At 49.7% G+C, this 13,495-nt stretch carries 14 protein-coding genes; all 14 read left to right on the top strand.

Annotation, left to right across the window (positions count from 1 at the left end):
• Positions 1–53 precede the first annotated feature (53 nt).
• Positions 54–998: an aldo/keto reductase gene (locus ABDB91_RS10750; protein ID WP_347487690.1), complete on the top strand. Its 945-nt coding sequence runs from the start codon at positions 54–56 to the stop codon at positions 996–998.
• A gap of 52 nt (positions 999–1,050) precedes the next feature.
• Complete coding sequence (ruvX, locus tag ABDB91_RS10745) at positions 1,051–1,470, top strand: Holliday junction resolvase RuvX (protein ID WP_347487689.1); 420 nt, start codon at positions 1,051–1,053, stop codon at positions 1,468–1,470.
• A 66-nt stretch (positions 1,471–1,536) separates the two neighbouring features.
• Entirely contained in the window at positions 1,537–1,857 is a 321-nt protein-coding gene (locus ABDB91_RS10740) for a DUF1292 domain-containing protein (protein WP_347487687.1), read from the top strand.
• Positions 1,858–2,118: 261 nt separating this feature from the next.
• Entirely contained in the window at positions 2,119–3,714 is a 1,596-nt protein-coding gene (locus ABDB91_RS10735) for a VanW family protein (RefSeq protein ID WP_347487685.1), read from the top strand.
• Positions 3,715–3,806: 92 nt separating this feature from the next.
• Positions 3,807–4,865, top strand: coding sequence for an endolytic transglycosylase MltG (gene mltG, locus ABDB91_RS10730; RefSeq protein WP_347487684.1), 1,059 nt, complete (start codon positions 3,807–3,809; stop codon positions 4,863–4,865).
• 132 nt (positions 4,866–4,997) lie between these two features.
• Positions 4,998–6,227, top strand: coding sequence for a U32 family peptidase (locus ABDB91_RS10725; protein ID WP_347487683.1), 1,230 nt, complete (start codon positions 4,998–5,000; stop codon positions 6,225–6,227).
• Positions 6,228–6,330: 103 nt separating this feature from the next.
• Positions 6,331–8,055 (top strand): penicillin-binding transpeptidase domain-containing protein, encoded by a 1,725-nt coding sequence (locus tag ABDB91_RS10720; RefSeq protein WP_347487681.1) that lies wholly within the window; start codon positions 6,331–6,333, stop codon positions 8,053–8,055.
• Between the two features lie 223 nt (positions 8,056–8,278).
• The gene (ablA, locus tag ABDB91_RS10715; protein ID WP_347487680.1) at positions 8,279–9,505 is read left to right on the top strand and encodes a lysine 2,3-aminomutase; all 1,227 of its coding nucleotides are present in this window, start codon (positions 8,279–8,281) and stop codon (positions 9,503–9,505) included.
• Between the two features lie 20 nt (positions 9,506–9,525).
• Positions 9,526–10,377, top strand: coding sequence for a putative beta-lysine N-acetyltransferase (gene ablB / locus ABDB91_RS10710; RefSeq protein WP_347487679.1), 852 nt, complete (start codon positions 9,526–9,528; stop codon positions 10,375–10,377).
• Between the two features lie 127 nt (positions 10,378–10,504).
• Positions 10,505–11,272, top strand: coding sequence for a helix-turn-helix transcriptional regulator (locus ABDB91_RS10705; protein ID WP_347487678.1), 768 nt, complete (start codon positions 10,505–10,507; stop codon positions 11,270–11,272).
• A 247-nt stretch (positions 11,273–11,519) separates the two neighbouring features.
• Positions 11,520–11,690, top strand: a complete 171-nt coding sequence (locus ABDB91_RS10700; protein WP_347487676.1) for a 4Fe-4S binding protein — start codon at positions 11,520–11,522, stop codon at positions 11,688–11,690.
• A gap of 49 nt (positions 11,691–11,739) precedes the next feature.
• A complete protein-coding gene (locus ABDB91_RS10695; RefSeq protein WP_347487675.1) occupies positions 11,740–11,940 on the top strand; it encodes a zinc ribbon domain-containing protein in 201 nt (66 codons plus the stop codon).
• A gap of 280 nt (positions 11,941–12,220) precedes the next feature.
• The gene (locus ABDB91_RS10690) at positions 12,221–12,829 is read left to right on the top strand and encodes a molybdenum cofactor guanylyltransferase (protein WP_347487673.1); all 609 of its coding nucleotides are present in this window, start codon (positions 12,221–12,223) and stop codon (positions 12,827–12,829) included.
• 128 nt (positions 12,830–12,957) lie between these two features.
• The gene (locus ABDB91_RS10685) at positions 12,958–13,488 is read left to right on the top strand and encodes a YqeG family HAD IIIA-type phosphatase (protein ID WP_347487672.1); all 531 of its coding nucleotides are present in this window, start codon (positions 12,958–12,960) and stop codon (positions 13,486–13,488) included.
• The last annotated feature ends 7 nt before the right edge of the window (positions 13,489–13,495 follow it).

The following is a 13,495-nucleotide window of genomic DNA, read 5'->3' as shown; positions in this document are numbered from 1 at the left end:
TTTGTTTACTCAAATAAGCTACAGCGACAGAAAGAAAATATAGGTAATATAGTATGCAGTATAAAAGATTGGGTAATACGGATATAACTGTATCAAGGCTTTGTTTTGGCACCCTGACCATAGGACCGTTGCAGAAGTGTCTTAGTATTGAGGCCGGCGCCGGATTAATGCGTCTGGCCCTGGAGTCGGGGGTTAACTTTATGGACACTGCCGAAATATACGGTTGCTATCCCTATATTAAAGAGGCTTTGCGGGACTTTCCGGATACGGTAGTGACCTCGAAATCATATGCACCCACCGGAGCGGGAATGGCTAAAAGTCTGCAAGACTGCGTTAAGGCATTGGGACGGGATTATGTAGATATTTTCTTATTACACGAGCAAGAATCAATTTTTACTATTAAAGGGCACTGGGAGGCGGTGGAATACCTGGTTAAGGCCCGGGAAGAGGGACTGGTCAGGGCCATCGGTATTTCCACTCACCATGTGGCGGGGGTGCGGGCCGCCGCCTCTATTCCGGAATTTGATGTTATCCATCCCCTTATTAATCAAGCGGGCATTGGCATTGCCGACGGCGGGGCGGATGATATGCTGGAAGCCATTTCTTTTGCCGCCATGATGGGCAAGGGCATATACGGCATGAAATGTCTGGGAGGCGGCCATTTAATACCTGAGCTGGACAAGGCTATGGATTTTATACTGGCTGTACCCGAGCTGGCTGCGGTAGCTGTAGGTATGCAGTCCCCGGAGGAGATTAAATATAATATCAGCAAATTTTCCGGTGCTGTGCCTGACAGGGAACTGGCCGACCGGCTAAAAGGGAAATCACGCCGTTTACATGTGGAAGATTACTGCCGGGGCTGCGGCCGGTGTGTGGACAGGTGTACCGCCGGGGCGCTGGCTATTGTGAACGGACGGGCTCAAGTGAACGAAGAGCTCTGCCGACTGTGTGGTTATTGTGCATCCGTTTGCCCCGATTTTTGCATTAAAGTGATTTGACAGTGCTGTAAAAAGCGCCGGTATGTTTTATATATGAAAGGTTGAATAAAACTTGCGCATTATGGGCATTGATTTTGGTGACAGGAGAATCGGCATTGCCGTTAGTGATCTTTTGGGCTGGACGGCTCAGGGTGTCGAAACTATAGTTCGCCGGGCCGGCCTGGAAAAAGATTTGGATAAAATAAAGGCTTTAGCGCAAAAATATGAGGTAGAAAAAATAGTGGTGGGATTGCCTCGTAATATGGATGGCACTACCGGGGCTCAGGGGGAGAAAGCGCTGATGTTCGCGGATAAAGTACACCGCCATCTGGGGCTGCCGGTGGAGACATGGGATGAGCGGCTTAGCACGGTAGCGGCCGAGCGTTTGCTGATCAATGCGGATGTGAGCAGGGCCAGGCGCCGCAAGGTGATTGATAAAATGGCCGCCTCTATCATATTGCAGGGCTATCTTGACGCTCACACCGGCAGGTAATGGTTTATTGACTTTTTTAACTTTTTTATATAGAATAGCTCTAACTTGTGGAAAGAGGTGAATTTTTTGCCTGAGCAGGATGAGATTATTACCATTATCGATGAGGATAATAATGAGCACGATGTCATAATTTATGATATTGTAGAACTGGAAGGAAACAGATACGCTATTGTCGTGCCGTTAATTGATGATGAAGAAAATGCGGAAAGCCCGGAGGATTCGGAGTACCCCGAAGATGAAGATGAAGAGGACGGGGAAGCCTTTGTTCTGAAAATTGAGCAAGATGAAGACGGCGAAGATATCCTGGTGGAAATTGATGATGATGAGTGGGAAAAGGTTAGAGATGCCTGTATGGAGGTATTGGAATCAGATGTGGATGATAATTAATTCCAGTCATCAATAGTGGCTATAAAGCTGGACGAATTGTTACATTCGCGACCAGCTTTATTATTTTTCCCGGTAACAGCGACGCGGCGAAGCAATCTCAAACTCCGCAGCAGGTCCCCAAAGAAATGCGGGCTGTAAAACGGAGATTGCTTCGTCGCTTCACTCCTCGCAATGATGGACTCTAAGTGTCGCAGGTTGTATGCTAGCAATGACAGCAAGTTGGAGTTTTAGAAATTACTCTTTTTTACAGGGGGCTTTCCGGTGCGTCGAATTAGTTTTTTAATAGGTATTATTGCTTTAATTGTGGTCGGCGTTGTGGTTAGCTTTTCGGGTGCTTCCTTTGCACTGAACAATAAGATTATTCCCGGTGTATATGTGGGTAATTTGAATTTAGGCGGGCTGACCCGGGAACAAGCCCGTGAACAACTAACTCTGATGGCTGAAAAACTGGCCGGTGGTTTGGTAGTTATTAAACACGGGGACAATACCTGGACTATGCAAGCCGGGTCGCTGGGAGCAGCGCTGGATAGCGAAAAAACGCTGCAAAACGCGGTTGCCGTCGGGCATAGCGGCTCAATAATCAGCCAATGGCGTGAACAGCGTCAGGTAAAGCATGAAGGCAGGCAAATTGAGCCTGATCTGTCCGCTGACCGGAGAATGCTGGAAAAAGGTATCATGTCCGAGGCGGGGGAGATAATTGCAGAACCGGTTAACGCCGGGTTTCGGGTAACACCGGACGATCGGGTGGAAATAGTCCCCGCTCAAGCCGGTACCGGTATAGACTTTGACGCTTTGGAAAGGGAGCTCTCCGAGCTGGTAAAAGATGCGGCCGGCAAATATGGAGGAGATAGCTTTGACACCGAGGTTGGTACGTTGGAACTGCCGCTTTTGGTTGTCCGGCCACAGCGTACTACCGAAGACATAGAAGCTATGCGCATCAATGGCCGCGTTGCCAGATACGCTACCCGGTTTGATGCCGGGCAGACCGGGCGTACATATAATATTAAAGTTGCCGCCGCGGCCCTGAATGGAGTGTTATTGGCCCCCGGGGAAAGTTTTTCATTTAATCGGGTGGTGGGACCGCGCAGTTCGGAAGCCGGTTATAAAAGTGCCAACGTCATAATTAATAACGAACTGGTTCAGGGGCTGGGTGGTGGTGTCTGTCAAGTTTCCTCCACATTATACAATGCTGTGCTGTTGGCCAATTTAAAGATAGTTGAGCGCAGCAATCATACTCTGCCGGTGAGCTATGTGCCTATAGGTCAAGACGCTACCGTAGTCTACGGGGCCATTGATTTTAAATTTACCAATAACCAGGATAATTATATTTATATTAGCTCGCTGGTAGAGGATAGCACTATGACTGTTAAAGTTTATGGTAATAAGGAGACTGCTCCCCGGGTGGAGATGGCCAGCTGGGTAACTGAAACTATTGAACAGAAAACGGTATTTGAGGAAGATCCCAATTTGGCATCCGGAGAACAGGTAGTCAAACAAAAGGGCAATAATGGATTTAAGGTGGCTACTGTCAGGTATGTATGGAAAGACGGCGAGAAAATTACCGAGCAGCAGCCGTTAAGTTATTACCAACCGGTCAGCCGTATTGTAGCGGTGGGCACCGGCCAGGTTGAACCGTCGGTGGTAGTGCCTCCGGATACTGCTGTTACTACCCCGGTCGTTCCTGGTGAAACCGGTGAAAATAATAAGCTGCCGGAGTCTGAGATCACAGTTCCAATTAATTCCGGAGAGACACCCGGGAATGACGGCCCGGCAGACGAAGATGAAGTGCCGTCATCCCCTGATTCCGGTGCGGTACCGGACCGGGTGTACGATCCGGTGCCGGATCCGATATTCTGAAGTGCTATAATTGCCAGGGACCGGAATGATAAACTTGGTCGATAGTTGGTAATTTAGCTATAGATAAAAGTGATGAAAGAAAGGCTGTTTTAATGTCGTATAAATACTTTAAATACTGGACCGGAAAACGTGACAGGCGAAGACGTTATGTGTTTGTTTGCCGTCCGGGAACCGTACTGGTGGCTGTTATATTTTTATTGCTGGTGGGTGGGCTGGTAATGCGGGCTTCGCTGATGCCCGTTAATGTAAAAAACGCGGCGGATATTACGGTGGCCGTGCCCCAAAATGCTTCCACGTCACAAATTGCTGCCCTGCTGGCCGAAAAAGGCGTAATTCGCAGCGCCGGGGCTTTTCGCTTGTATGCCCGGGTGCAGGGGCTGGATGGGGCTATGAAGCCCGGAACTTATCAATTAAGCACTGCCATGCCTGTATCCGGCATTATCGAAGTGTTGCTCAAGGGACCACCGGACAGGATTAAAATAACTATACCGGAAGGTTACACCGTGGCTCAGATAGCCGGTTTATTGCAGAAGCAAGGGATTGCCGGTCGGGATGTTTTTATGCAAGCTCTCGATCGCTCGTGGCAACTGGCTTTTTTGCAGGAAGTTCCTGTAAGTCAATGGGGCCTGGAGGGGTATCTTTACCCTGATACATACTTCCTGGGTTCGCAAACTGGTGCCGGTGAAATAGCGGAAATGATGTTGAAAAGGTTTAGCCAGGTGATAGAAGAACATGACTACATCCGGCAGGTTGAAGCCAGGGGTTTGACGCTGCACGAGGCTGTTACTATTGCCTCGATGGTCGAGCGGGAGGCCCGGGTGGACTCGGAAAGGCCCCGCATTGCCGGGGTAATCTTCAACCGGCTGGAGCTGGGCATGCCTTTGCAAATAGACGCTACGGTACAATACGCGCTGGGTGAAACCAAGGAGAAGCTGCTGACCAAGGATCTGCAGGTTGATTCGCCATATAATACCTACAGGGTAAACGGGTTGCCCCCCGGCCCCATCGCCAACCCCGGCTGGCCTTCGATGCTGGCGGTTATTCAGCCCGAAAATCACAATTACCTGTATTATGTGGCTAAGCCTGACGGCAGTCATGCCTTTTCCAGCTCACTGGCCGCTCACAACGCCAATATACGTAAATACCAGTAAACCGGTGAATTCGTTCGGCTAAAAGCTGAACATCGGGGGTTTAGATGGGGATTCTACCCCACCTGAAGCAGAAATAGGAGCTCCCACTTATAAAAGTGGGAGTCTTGGAATTAGATAAATGGGGATGATGATTTGGCTGACAGTTCTGTTAAGCCGGAGATACTTGCTCCGGCGGGCAGTCCGGAAAAACTGAAATATGCTATTGCTTACGGGGCTGATGCCGTTTATCTGGGTGGTACCGGCTTTGGGCTGCGGGCGGCCGCGGCCAACTTCGACCTTCCTTCCATGGCCCGGGCGGTAGAATACGCCCACCGTCACGGGGTGAGGGTTTATGTTACTTTGAATATATTTGCTCACCATCGCGATATAGATGCTTTGCCTCCGTACATTAAAGAACTGGCCCGCCTGGGTGTGGACGCGGTAATTGTATCTGATTTGGGTGTACTGTCTCTGGTGCGGGAGCTGGCACCCGCCTTGAAAGTACATATCAGTACCCAGGCTAATACCACCAATTGGCGCACTGCCCGGCTTTGGGAAACGCTGGGAGCCGGGCGCATTGTACTGGCCCGGGAGCTCAGCCTGGAAGAAATCGGAACCATGCGCGACCATGTCGGAGTGGAATTGGAGGTTTTTGTGCACGGGGCCATGTGCGTTTCCTACTCGGGACGCTGTTTGCTGAGTAATTACATGACGGGCAGAGGGGCCAACCAGGGAGATTGTGCCCAGTCATGCCGCTGGAAATACCGGTTGGTGGAGGAAAAACGGCCGGGGGAATATTTCCCGTTCATGGAGGACGACCGGGGTACTTATATTCTTAGCTCACGTGACTTGTGTTTGCTGGAACACTTGCCTGGTTTGGTTAAGGCCGGGGTGACCTCATTTAAAATTGAGGGCAGAGTGAAAAGCATTCATTATGCAGCTGCCATCACCAGGGTATACCGTCAAGCGCTGGACGCTTATTGGTCCGATCCGGAGAATTACAGTGTCCGTTCCGAGTGGCTGGAGGAAATTAGCAAAGTCAGCAACCGTGAATATACTACCGGGTTTATTACCGGCCTCCGGCCTGGTGAAACACCGCCCGCTTATTCCATCTACCGGCGCCCCTATACTTTTGTAGGCGTTGTGCTGGGCTATGACCGGCAGCGGAGTATGCTGCTGGTAGAACAGCGCAATCGCTTTGCGCGGGGAGAAACGTTGGAAGTACTGACCCCGGATCGGGAATCATTTAATCTGGAAGTAACTGAGATAACAGATGCGGAGGGAAATCATTTGGAGGCGGCACCGCACCCGCGCCAGACGGTATACCTGCCCTGGCCGGGTGCAGTACCCCAAATGTCATTGCTGCGCCGGGCGGAACATTAGCCGATCATCGGTAGCCGTTGAATTACAAGTGGAGAATGTATAAAACCCCTGTACCAAGGGTCACTATATTATTGATGGTGATTATTGGAAAGGGGTTTTATTGTTGTTACTGATACGCCAGCGTCGTATGGTTGCTTCCTTTTGGCTTATTGTGCTGGCTTTTGGGCTGATTTTAGCACATCTTTACCAAATTCAGCTGGCCCAGAGCTATAAATATACCCGGCAGGCATTTCAAATGGGGTCTCAGGGCGTATCTCTGGAACAATTCCCCAGGGGTGAAATAACCGACCGGCAAGGCCTTTCCCTTACCGGTGCTTACTATGCCAACCGGGTGACGGTCATCCCTGCTCTTATGGATGATAAGGACCTTCGTCTCCGGCAACTGGCTGCTATTTTGAGTGTGGAAGCGGCACAATTACAAGACCGGGCTCGGCAAGGCGCCTTTTATATTGATAAGGCGTTAAGCGGTAATACTTGCACAGTGCTGCAAAATGCCGAGCTGCCGGGTGTATATCTATTGCCGGTATATCAGCGCTATGGAGATGAACCCCTAGCCGTGCACGTAACCGGGCATATCGGCAAAATATCCAGCCGGGATCAGCTTGAACAGCTGCAAAGCACTGGCAAAACTTATCTATTGGGGGATTGGGTGGGGCAGTCCGGGCTTGAATATTTTTATGAACAACAGCTTAAGGGCACCCTGGCCAGGCGCTGGGCCGGGGTACCGGTGGATGCCCGGGGCAGGGTGATTCAGGGACCGGGTATGCTGGTGGAAAGCGCGGACGGCGACCCCGGGCGTCTAAACGTAATTACTACCATTGACAGCCGCATACAGCGTATTGTTGAGGGTATTATGAATGAACACATAGCTTCCGGTGCGGTGGTAGTGATGCAGGCGGGCAGCGGGGATATACTGGGCATGGCCAGCCGTCCCGGTTATCATCCGGAATATTACCGGGCGGTATCCAATGTCGACGAAATGCCCGAGGAACTGTTTGTGGATCATTGCACGGCGTTATTCCAACCAGGTTCGGTTTTTAAAGTAGTGCTGGCTGCCGCCGCCCTGGAAGAAGGCCTGGTGGAGCTATCCACTGTCTTCAATTGTACCGGTGCCGCCGCTCGGCCGGTGCGCTGCTGGAATGATGCGGGACATGGCCGGATTAGTTTCCAGCAGGCCTTTGCTCAGTCCTGTAATCCAAGCTTTGTGGAAATCGGGCACAGGCTGGGTGCCGATACCATAATCAAGTACGCCGCGGCTTTTGGCCTGGATAAACAAAAAATAACCGGCTATCCGGTGCCGGTGGATAGCCGTCAGGATTTGTCGCTGATAGCAAAGCCGCATAACCTGGCTAACAGCAGTGTCGGACAAGGACCGGTGCTGGTTACGCCCGTGCAGGTGACAGCTATGATAAACGCAATAGCCTGCGGCGGCAATTATTATACTCCTCGTTTGGTAGCCGGACTAAAAGATGACAGCGGTCGTATGGTGCGGCAATTTGGCGCGGAGCATCCGGAACCGGTGGTCTCTCCGGCTACGGCAGCTCAGTTGCGGGCCTTACTGCGCGAGGTTACTGAATCCGGTGTGGGGCAAAAAGCCGCCTTGCCGGGAGCGGGCAGTGCGGGTAAGACGGGTTCAGCCCAAGTAAGTGGTTATAACGGGGAGAAAGTGGATGCCTGGTTTACCGGTTATGTGCCCGCTGACAACCCGCGTTATGTTATTACCGTGCTGGTGCGGAGCGGCAATAGCGGTGGTGATACAGCGGCACCGGTGTTTCGGGAAATAGCGGCCCGGTGCTTGGAGATAGAGACAGGACTGGACGCAGAATAAAGCAGTTAGTTTTATAAAGTTAAAGCCTGACCCCAATTTCCATTTGCATCAAGACAACTTATTGGTGTATAATAAGTTGTCATCTTGAAAGGATTTTTTCAGGATATTGGTTAGTGAACTTGTTCGGCTAAAGCTGAACATCGGGGCTTCAGATGGGGATTCTACCCCACCTGAAGTAACTTGGAATTTGCTAAAGTTTAAACTTGATCCCAAGGAGGTTACGATGGATTTTTACAAAGATGTTTCATCCGAAGATTGGAATGATTGGCGTTGGCAGTTGCGCAACCGGATTACCAGTGTGGATAAGCTGCGACAGGTGCTGGCAATAACAGATGATGAAGCCGATGAGATAAACAGTTGTTTAAATCGTTTTCGTATGGCTATTACCCCTTATTATGCGGGTTTGATAGATCCGGGCAGCAAGGATTGTCCGATCAGGCGGCAGGCTGTGCCCCTGATTGACGAGCTTGCCCATGATGATGCCGATATGAGCGATCCACTGCATGAAGATGTGGATTCGCCGGTGCCCGGCATTACTCACCGCTATCCCGACCGGGTATTGCTCCTGGTTACCGATCAGTGCTCCATGTACTGCCGTCATTGTACGCGGCGGCGCATGGCCGGAGGTAACGACCGGGCACTGCCTAAAGGTCAGATTGACCGGGCTGTTGCGTATATCCAGAATAATAAAAAAGTGCGGGATGTACTGATTTCGGGCGGCGATCCGTTAACTTTGCCCGATGAGCACCTGGAATACATTATCAGCCGGCTGCGGGCCGTTAAACACGTGGAAATTATTCGTATCGGCACCAGGATGCCGGTGGTGATGCCGCAGCGGATTACCCCCCGGCTGTGTAATATGTTAAAAAAATATCACCCGTTGTGGATCAATACCCATTTTAATCACCCCAAAGAAATCACTCCCCAGTCCGGGGAGGCCTGCGAGAGGCTGGCCAATGCCGGCATACCGCTGGGCAACCAGTCGGTATTGCTGCGGGGAGTCAATGACTGCCCCAATTTAATGAAAAGGCTGCTGCAGAAACTAATGACCATCCGGGTGCGGCCCTACTATTTGTATCAGTGTGACCTGTCCCGGGGCATCGGCCACTTTCGTACCTCGGTAGGCAAAGGCATTGAAATTATGGAAAATTTGCGGGGCCATACCACGGGTCTGGCTGTTCCCACCTATGTGATAGACGCGCCGGGGGGCGGGGGTAAAATTCCCGTAATGCCCCAGTATCTGATTTCCCGCTCGGATAATCAAGTAGTATTGCGCAACTTTGAAGGTAATATATTCTCATACGCCGAACCGGCGGCGTATCATGAAGATGATTGCCAGTGTGAGGAATGTCGGAAACAAAAAGGGAAGAGCAGTCCCGGGCCGGCCGGGCTGATGAGAAGCCGGGATGTGGTGATGAAGATTAAACCTGTTCAAAAGGCGGTCGGTTAAGCTGCATTAAGGAGGCTATCATGTTTGCACCACAGAAGCAGCCTGTTGTTTTTAAAAATGATAAAGATTTTACTGTTAATCTGCTTATAGATGAGTTCAGCAAGCGGGCTTGGATCGTCGATTACGCCTATGACAACGCTGCGGCGCTGATGGGGTTTATTATCAACACATGCACCGGTTACGGGCTGGAAAAGATCATTTTTCCAGCCCGGGAAGAGCACTGCAGTGATTTAAGCAGCCTTGGTTTTGCCATAGAAGGCTGGATTGGCGGTTATTTTAACGGCAGTTCGGCTTATTTTCTGGCTGCTTATTTGGATGAAGGCCGGGCCCGCAGCGTCTGCCTGTCCAAATATCGGGAGCAAATCCGTCACATTACCCGTCGTTCACGGCAAAATCCCGCCCCGCTGCCGTCCGGTTACGAGTTTTTTACTCCGTCCGGCCGGGACGTGCCCGCTTTGACGGGCATATTTAAACAAGTTTTTGCCACTTATCCCAGCCCGGTGGATCAACCCGATTATCTGGCCGCCGTACTGGGTAAAACCGCCTTATTTAAAGCGGTAAAACACGGGCGGAACATAGTGAGTGTGGCTGCGGCCGAAGTTAACCGGTCCGGCGGCAATGCCGAGATTACCAACTGCGCCACATTACTGGCCTATCGCGGCACCGGTTTTATGCTTGGTTTGATCGGTGAACTGGAAAAGGAATGTTGGGCCGGGGGAATAAAATGTCTGTACAGTCTGGCCCGGGCGTCTTCTTATGGCATGAACCTGGTATTTCACCGGCTGGGTTACCGGTTTGGGGGGACGTTGATCAATAACTGCCATATCAGCGGAAGCTATGAGGATATGAATATTTGGGCTAAATATCCGTAAGAGGATAATAATCCCCGACTCCCGTGCAGATTGACTAATTAGTTGCATTATAGTAGGATAATAAAAATACTAGTGAACAGTTGTAAAAATAATTGTACTAATTTGCACTAATACGGGAGTGTCTATAATGATAGTAAGAGGAGAACAAATCCGTGCGTTGCGGGAAGAGCGCGGCTATACTTTACAGGATTTAGCCAAGCGGGCCAATCTGTCTCTTTCTTATCTTAGTGAAATAGAAAGGGGCTCTAAAAGACCTTCTCTAAAAACTATTGATAAATTGGCTGCCGCGCTGAATGTTCCCAAAACTCAACTTATTAAGGGGGATGTCGCCGACACGGGCTTGTCCATGGGGGATAAAATTCGCCTATTGCGGGCAGAAAAGAATTTGTCCTTACAGGACTTGGCCCAGCGTGTGGAAATATCCCTTTCTTATCTTAGTGAAATAGAAAGGGGGGCCGTATTTCCCGCACTGAGTACTTTAAAGCGTATTGCCGAGGGTTTGGATGTATCGGTATCTTCCATTATGGGACAGGAAGGTTCGCTGGGCCATAAATTAAAAGCGCTGCGGGAGGAATACGGGCTGACCCAAGCTCAGTTGGCCAACTTGGCTGGTGTGACAGCCGGGCTTATTGGCCAAATTGAACATGGAAAGGTGCAGCCTTCTTTAAAAACGCTGGAAAAACTATCCGAGGTGATGGGGGTTTCTCCCTGCTATTTTATCATGGAACCGGGTGCGGTGGATCAGATGCTCAGCTTAATGAACCCGGAACTGAGGGAACTGCTGATGCATCCAAATGTGCAGTCTATCTTGAACTTGGTGTGCAATCTTAATGAAAAGGAACTGCAGTTTATTTTGAATTTTATCCAGCTGTTCAAACGCTCCGAGATTTCCTGATCCGCTATCGGCTTTGTGCAAAAATATTGTATTTTTTCTCAGTACCGGGCAAATGGGCACTATCACCCATACCCGGTACGGTATTTTACACCTCACACTTTTTTCTTTTATCATGTTCTTATTCATCTATTCTTATTTTCTGCTAACAGCTGCACATTGTTTATTGACTATATTTTATTAGTTACTTGTCAAATAAACATCTGTATATTAAAATATAACTATATATAAGAGTAAAAGGAGCAATAGTATGGCTGCCAAGGTTGTCGAGGCTTTATGCATCGGGTGTGGAGTGTGCGTGCGAATGTGTCCGCTGGGGGCGATAACGGTGCGCGTTAAAACGGCCAGCGTGGACAGTGCGCTTTGCGATGAGTGTGAGGAATGTGTTTTTGCCTGCCCTAACGGGGCAATCACTATTTAGTTCGTAAGTACTTTAGTTGTTCATTTACGTTAAGGAGGTTGAAACAGTTATGCCTAACTATGATTTTCGATGCTCCGAGTGCGGGCACAAATTTACCTTGCTGGTGAGTATCAGCGATAAAGACAAGGTTAGCTGTCCCGGCTGCGGGGGTAAAAAAGTGGAACAGCTCTTCACCGGCTGCGCGGTGCGTACCGGGAGCGGCGGCGGGTGTGATATGCCGGCGGCCGGTGGTGGATTCAGCGGTGGCTGAAGCATATAAGTAACCGGCCGTGGGCCGGCGAAATGCAATAAGACTTTATCAGTGAGCTATGGATATCAAGTCATTGTGACAAATTCCACATCCCGGCAAATTGCCCGGGGCTTTTTTTGTTTAACCAAATGAAAGCATAGTCGGGAAAAATTCAAAATGAAAGGAAAAATGGTCTAATATGTAGAATGTTAAATTGTTAGTGCTATACTAATATTAAATTTAATTTAGGCTCTTTCTGAAAGCCGTTAAAAACGTACTACGACAGGAGTTGGGTATCCGGTTGTTGAATGAAAAGACAGCTGTATCCGGGATAATTTTGGCGGGTGGGAAAAGTGCCCGCATGGGTACCGACAAAGCCTTGCTGAAGGTGGGACCGTGTTGTATAATAGAGCGCATTGCCGGTGTTTTTAGGACGTTGGTGGATGAAATACTGGTAGTGACCGACCGTCCGGACAAGTTCGCCGAATATGGAGATAAGACCATCGGTGATATTATGCCCGGGCACGGTCCGCTGGGCGGTCTGCACGCCGGGTTGGTGCGGGCCTCTCATGCACGGGTGCTGGTGGCGGCGTGCGATCTGCCTTTTATCAGTGCCCCGCTGGCCTGTTTGCTAATTCAGTGTGCGGCGGATTACGATGCGGTAGTGCCTCGCTACCGGGGATATCCCGAGCCGTTATGCGCATTGTACAGCAAGAACTGCATAAAGATTATTGAACAACGCCTGACACGGAATCAAAATAAAATAACCGGTCTTTATGACCAGGTCAGGGTTAGGTACATTGAGGAAACAGAGATGTTGCCTGTGGAACCACACCCGGAACGAGTATTGTTTAATCTAAACACACCCGGGGATTTGAAAAAAGCAAGGTCTTGGATTGCCGGGTGTTGAAATTTGGACCGGAAAAAGGTTACAATATATGGATTAATATTGATATGATAAACCAGTGCCGTATGCTTGTTCCAGTGCTATATGTTTGTTATTGAAACTGCACGATTTTTACAGCCAAGGAGAGTTAAATGCTACGTATTTTTTACCCTAACATGTATGTTCCCTCAATTTTGGATATTAATCCGGACGAATTACGAAAACAAGGCATTACTACTATATTGCTGGATTTGGATAATACCATAGTTCCCCGGGACCGGGATAAGTTATCCCCTGAAATAGAGTCCTGGCTTACCGGCATGCTGCAAAGGGGTTTTAAGCTGTGCATCGTATCCAACAATAGCACGGCCAGGGTGGGTAAATTAGCGGGGCCGCTAAAGATACCCTGCGTGGTGAGAGCGGTAAAACCCATGCGCCAGGCATTTAGGCGCGCTTTGGATTTACTTGACGCTACCGTTGAAGAAACCATGGTTATTGGCGATCAGATATTTACAGATATATGGGGCGGGAACAGGCTGGGCATGTTTACCGTACTTGTGGTCCCTATGCAAGGTAAGGAATTTTGGATGACTAAATTAATCAACCGGCGTCTGGAAAAAGTGCTGCTGGCCCGCATATCCCAATTGGTGTCTCATAAGGATAAACAGTATTATGTCAGATGAAGGGGGT

Origin of the sequence: Desulfoscipio sp. XC116 (assembly GCF_039851975.1) — a bacterium.
Lineage (GTDB): Bacteria > Bacillota > Desulfotomaculia > Desulfotomaculales > Desulfallaceae > Sporotomaculum.
Note: the sequence above shows the minus strand (reverse complement) of the source record. Positions and strands in the feature narration are given on the sequence as shown.

Coding starts and splice junctions, on each gene's coding strand:
- ABDB91_RS10750 (WP_347487690.1), top strand. CDS start 54: ATGCAGTATAAAAGATTGGGTAATACGGATATAACTGTATCAAGGCTT.
- mltG (WP_347487684.1), top strand. CDS start 3,807: ATGTCGTATAAATACTTTAAATACTGGACCGGAAAACGTGACAGGCGA.
- ablA (WP_347487680.1), top strand. CDS start 8,279: ATGGATTTTTACAAAGATGTTTCATCCGAAGATTGGAATGATTGGCGT.
- ablB (WP_347487679.1), top strand. CDS start 9,526: ATGTTTGCACCACAGAAGCAGCCTGTTGTTTTTAAAAATGATAAAGAT.
- ABDB91_RS10705 (WP_347487678.1), top strand. CDS start 10,505: ATGATAGTAAGAGGAGAACAAATCCGTGCGTTGCGGGAAGAGCGCGGC.
- ABDB91_RS10700 (WP_347487676.1), top strand. CDS start 11,520: ATGGCTGCCAAGGTTGTCGAGGCTTTATGCATCGGGTGTGGAGTGTGC.
- ABDB91_RS10695 (WP_347487675.1), top strand. CDS start 11,740: ATGCCTAACTATGATTTTCGATGCTCCGAGTGCGGGCACAAATTTACC.
- ABDB91_RS10685 (WP_347487672.1), top strand. CDS start 12,958: ATGCTACGTATTTTTTACCCTAACATGTATGTTCCCTCAATTTTGGAT.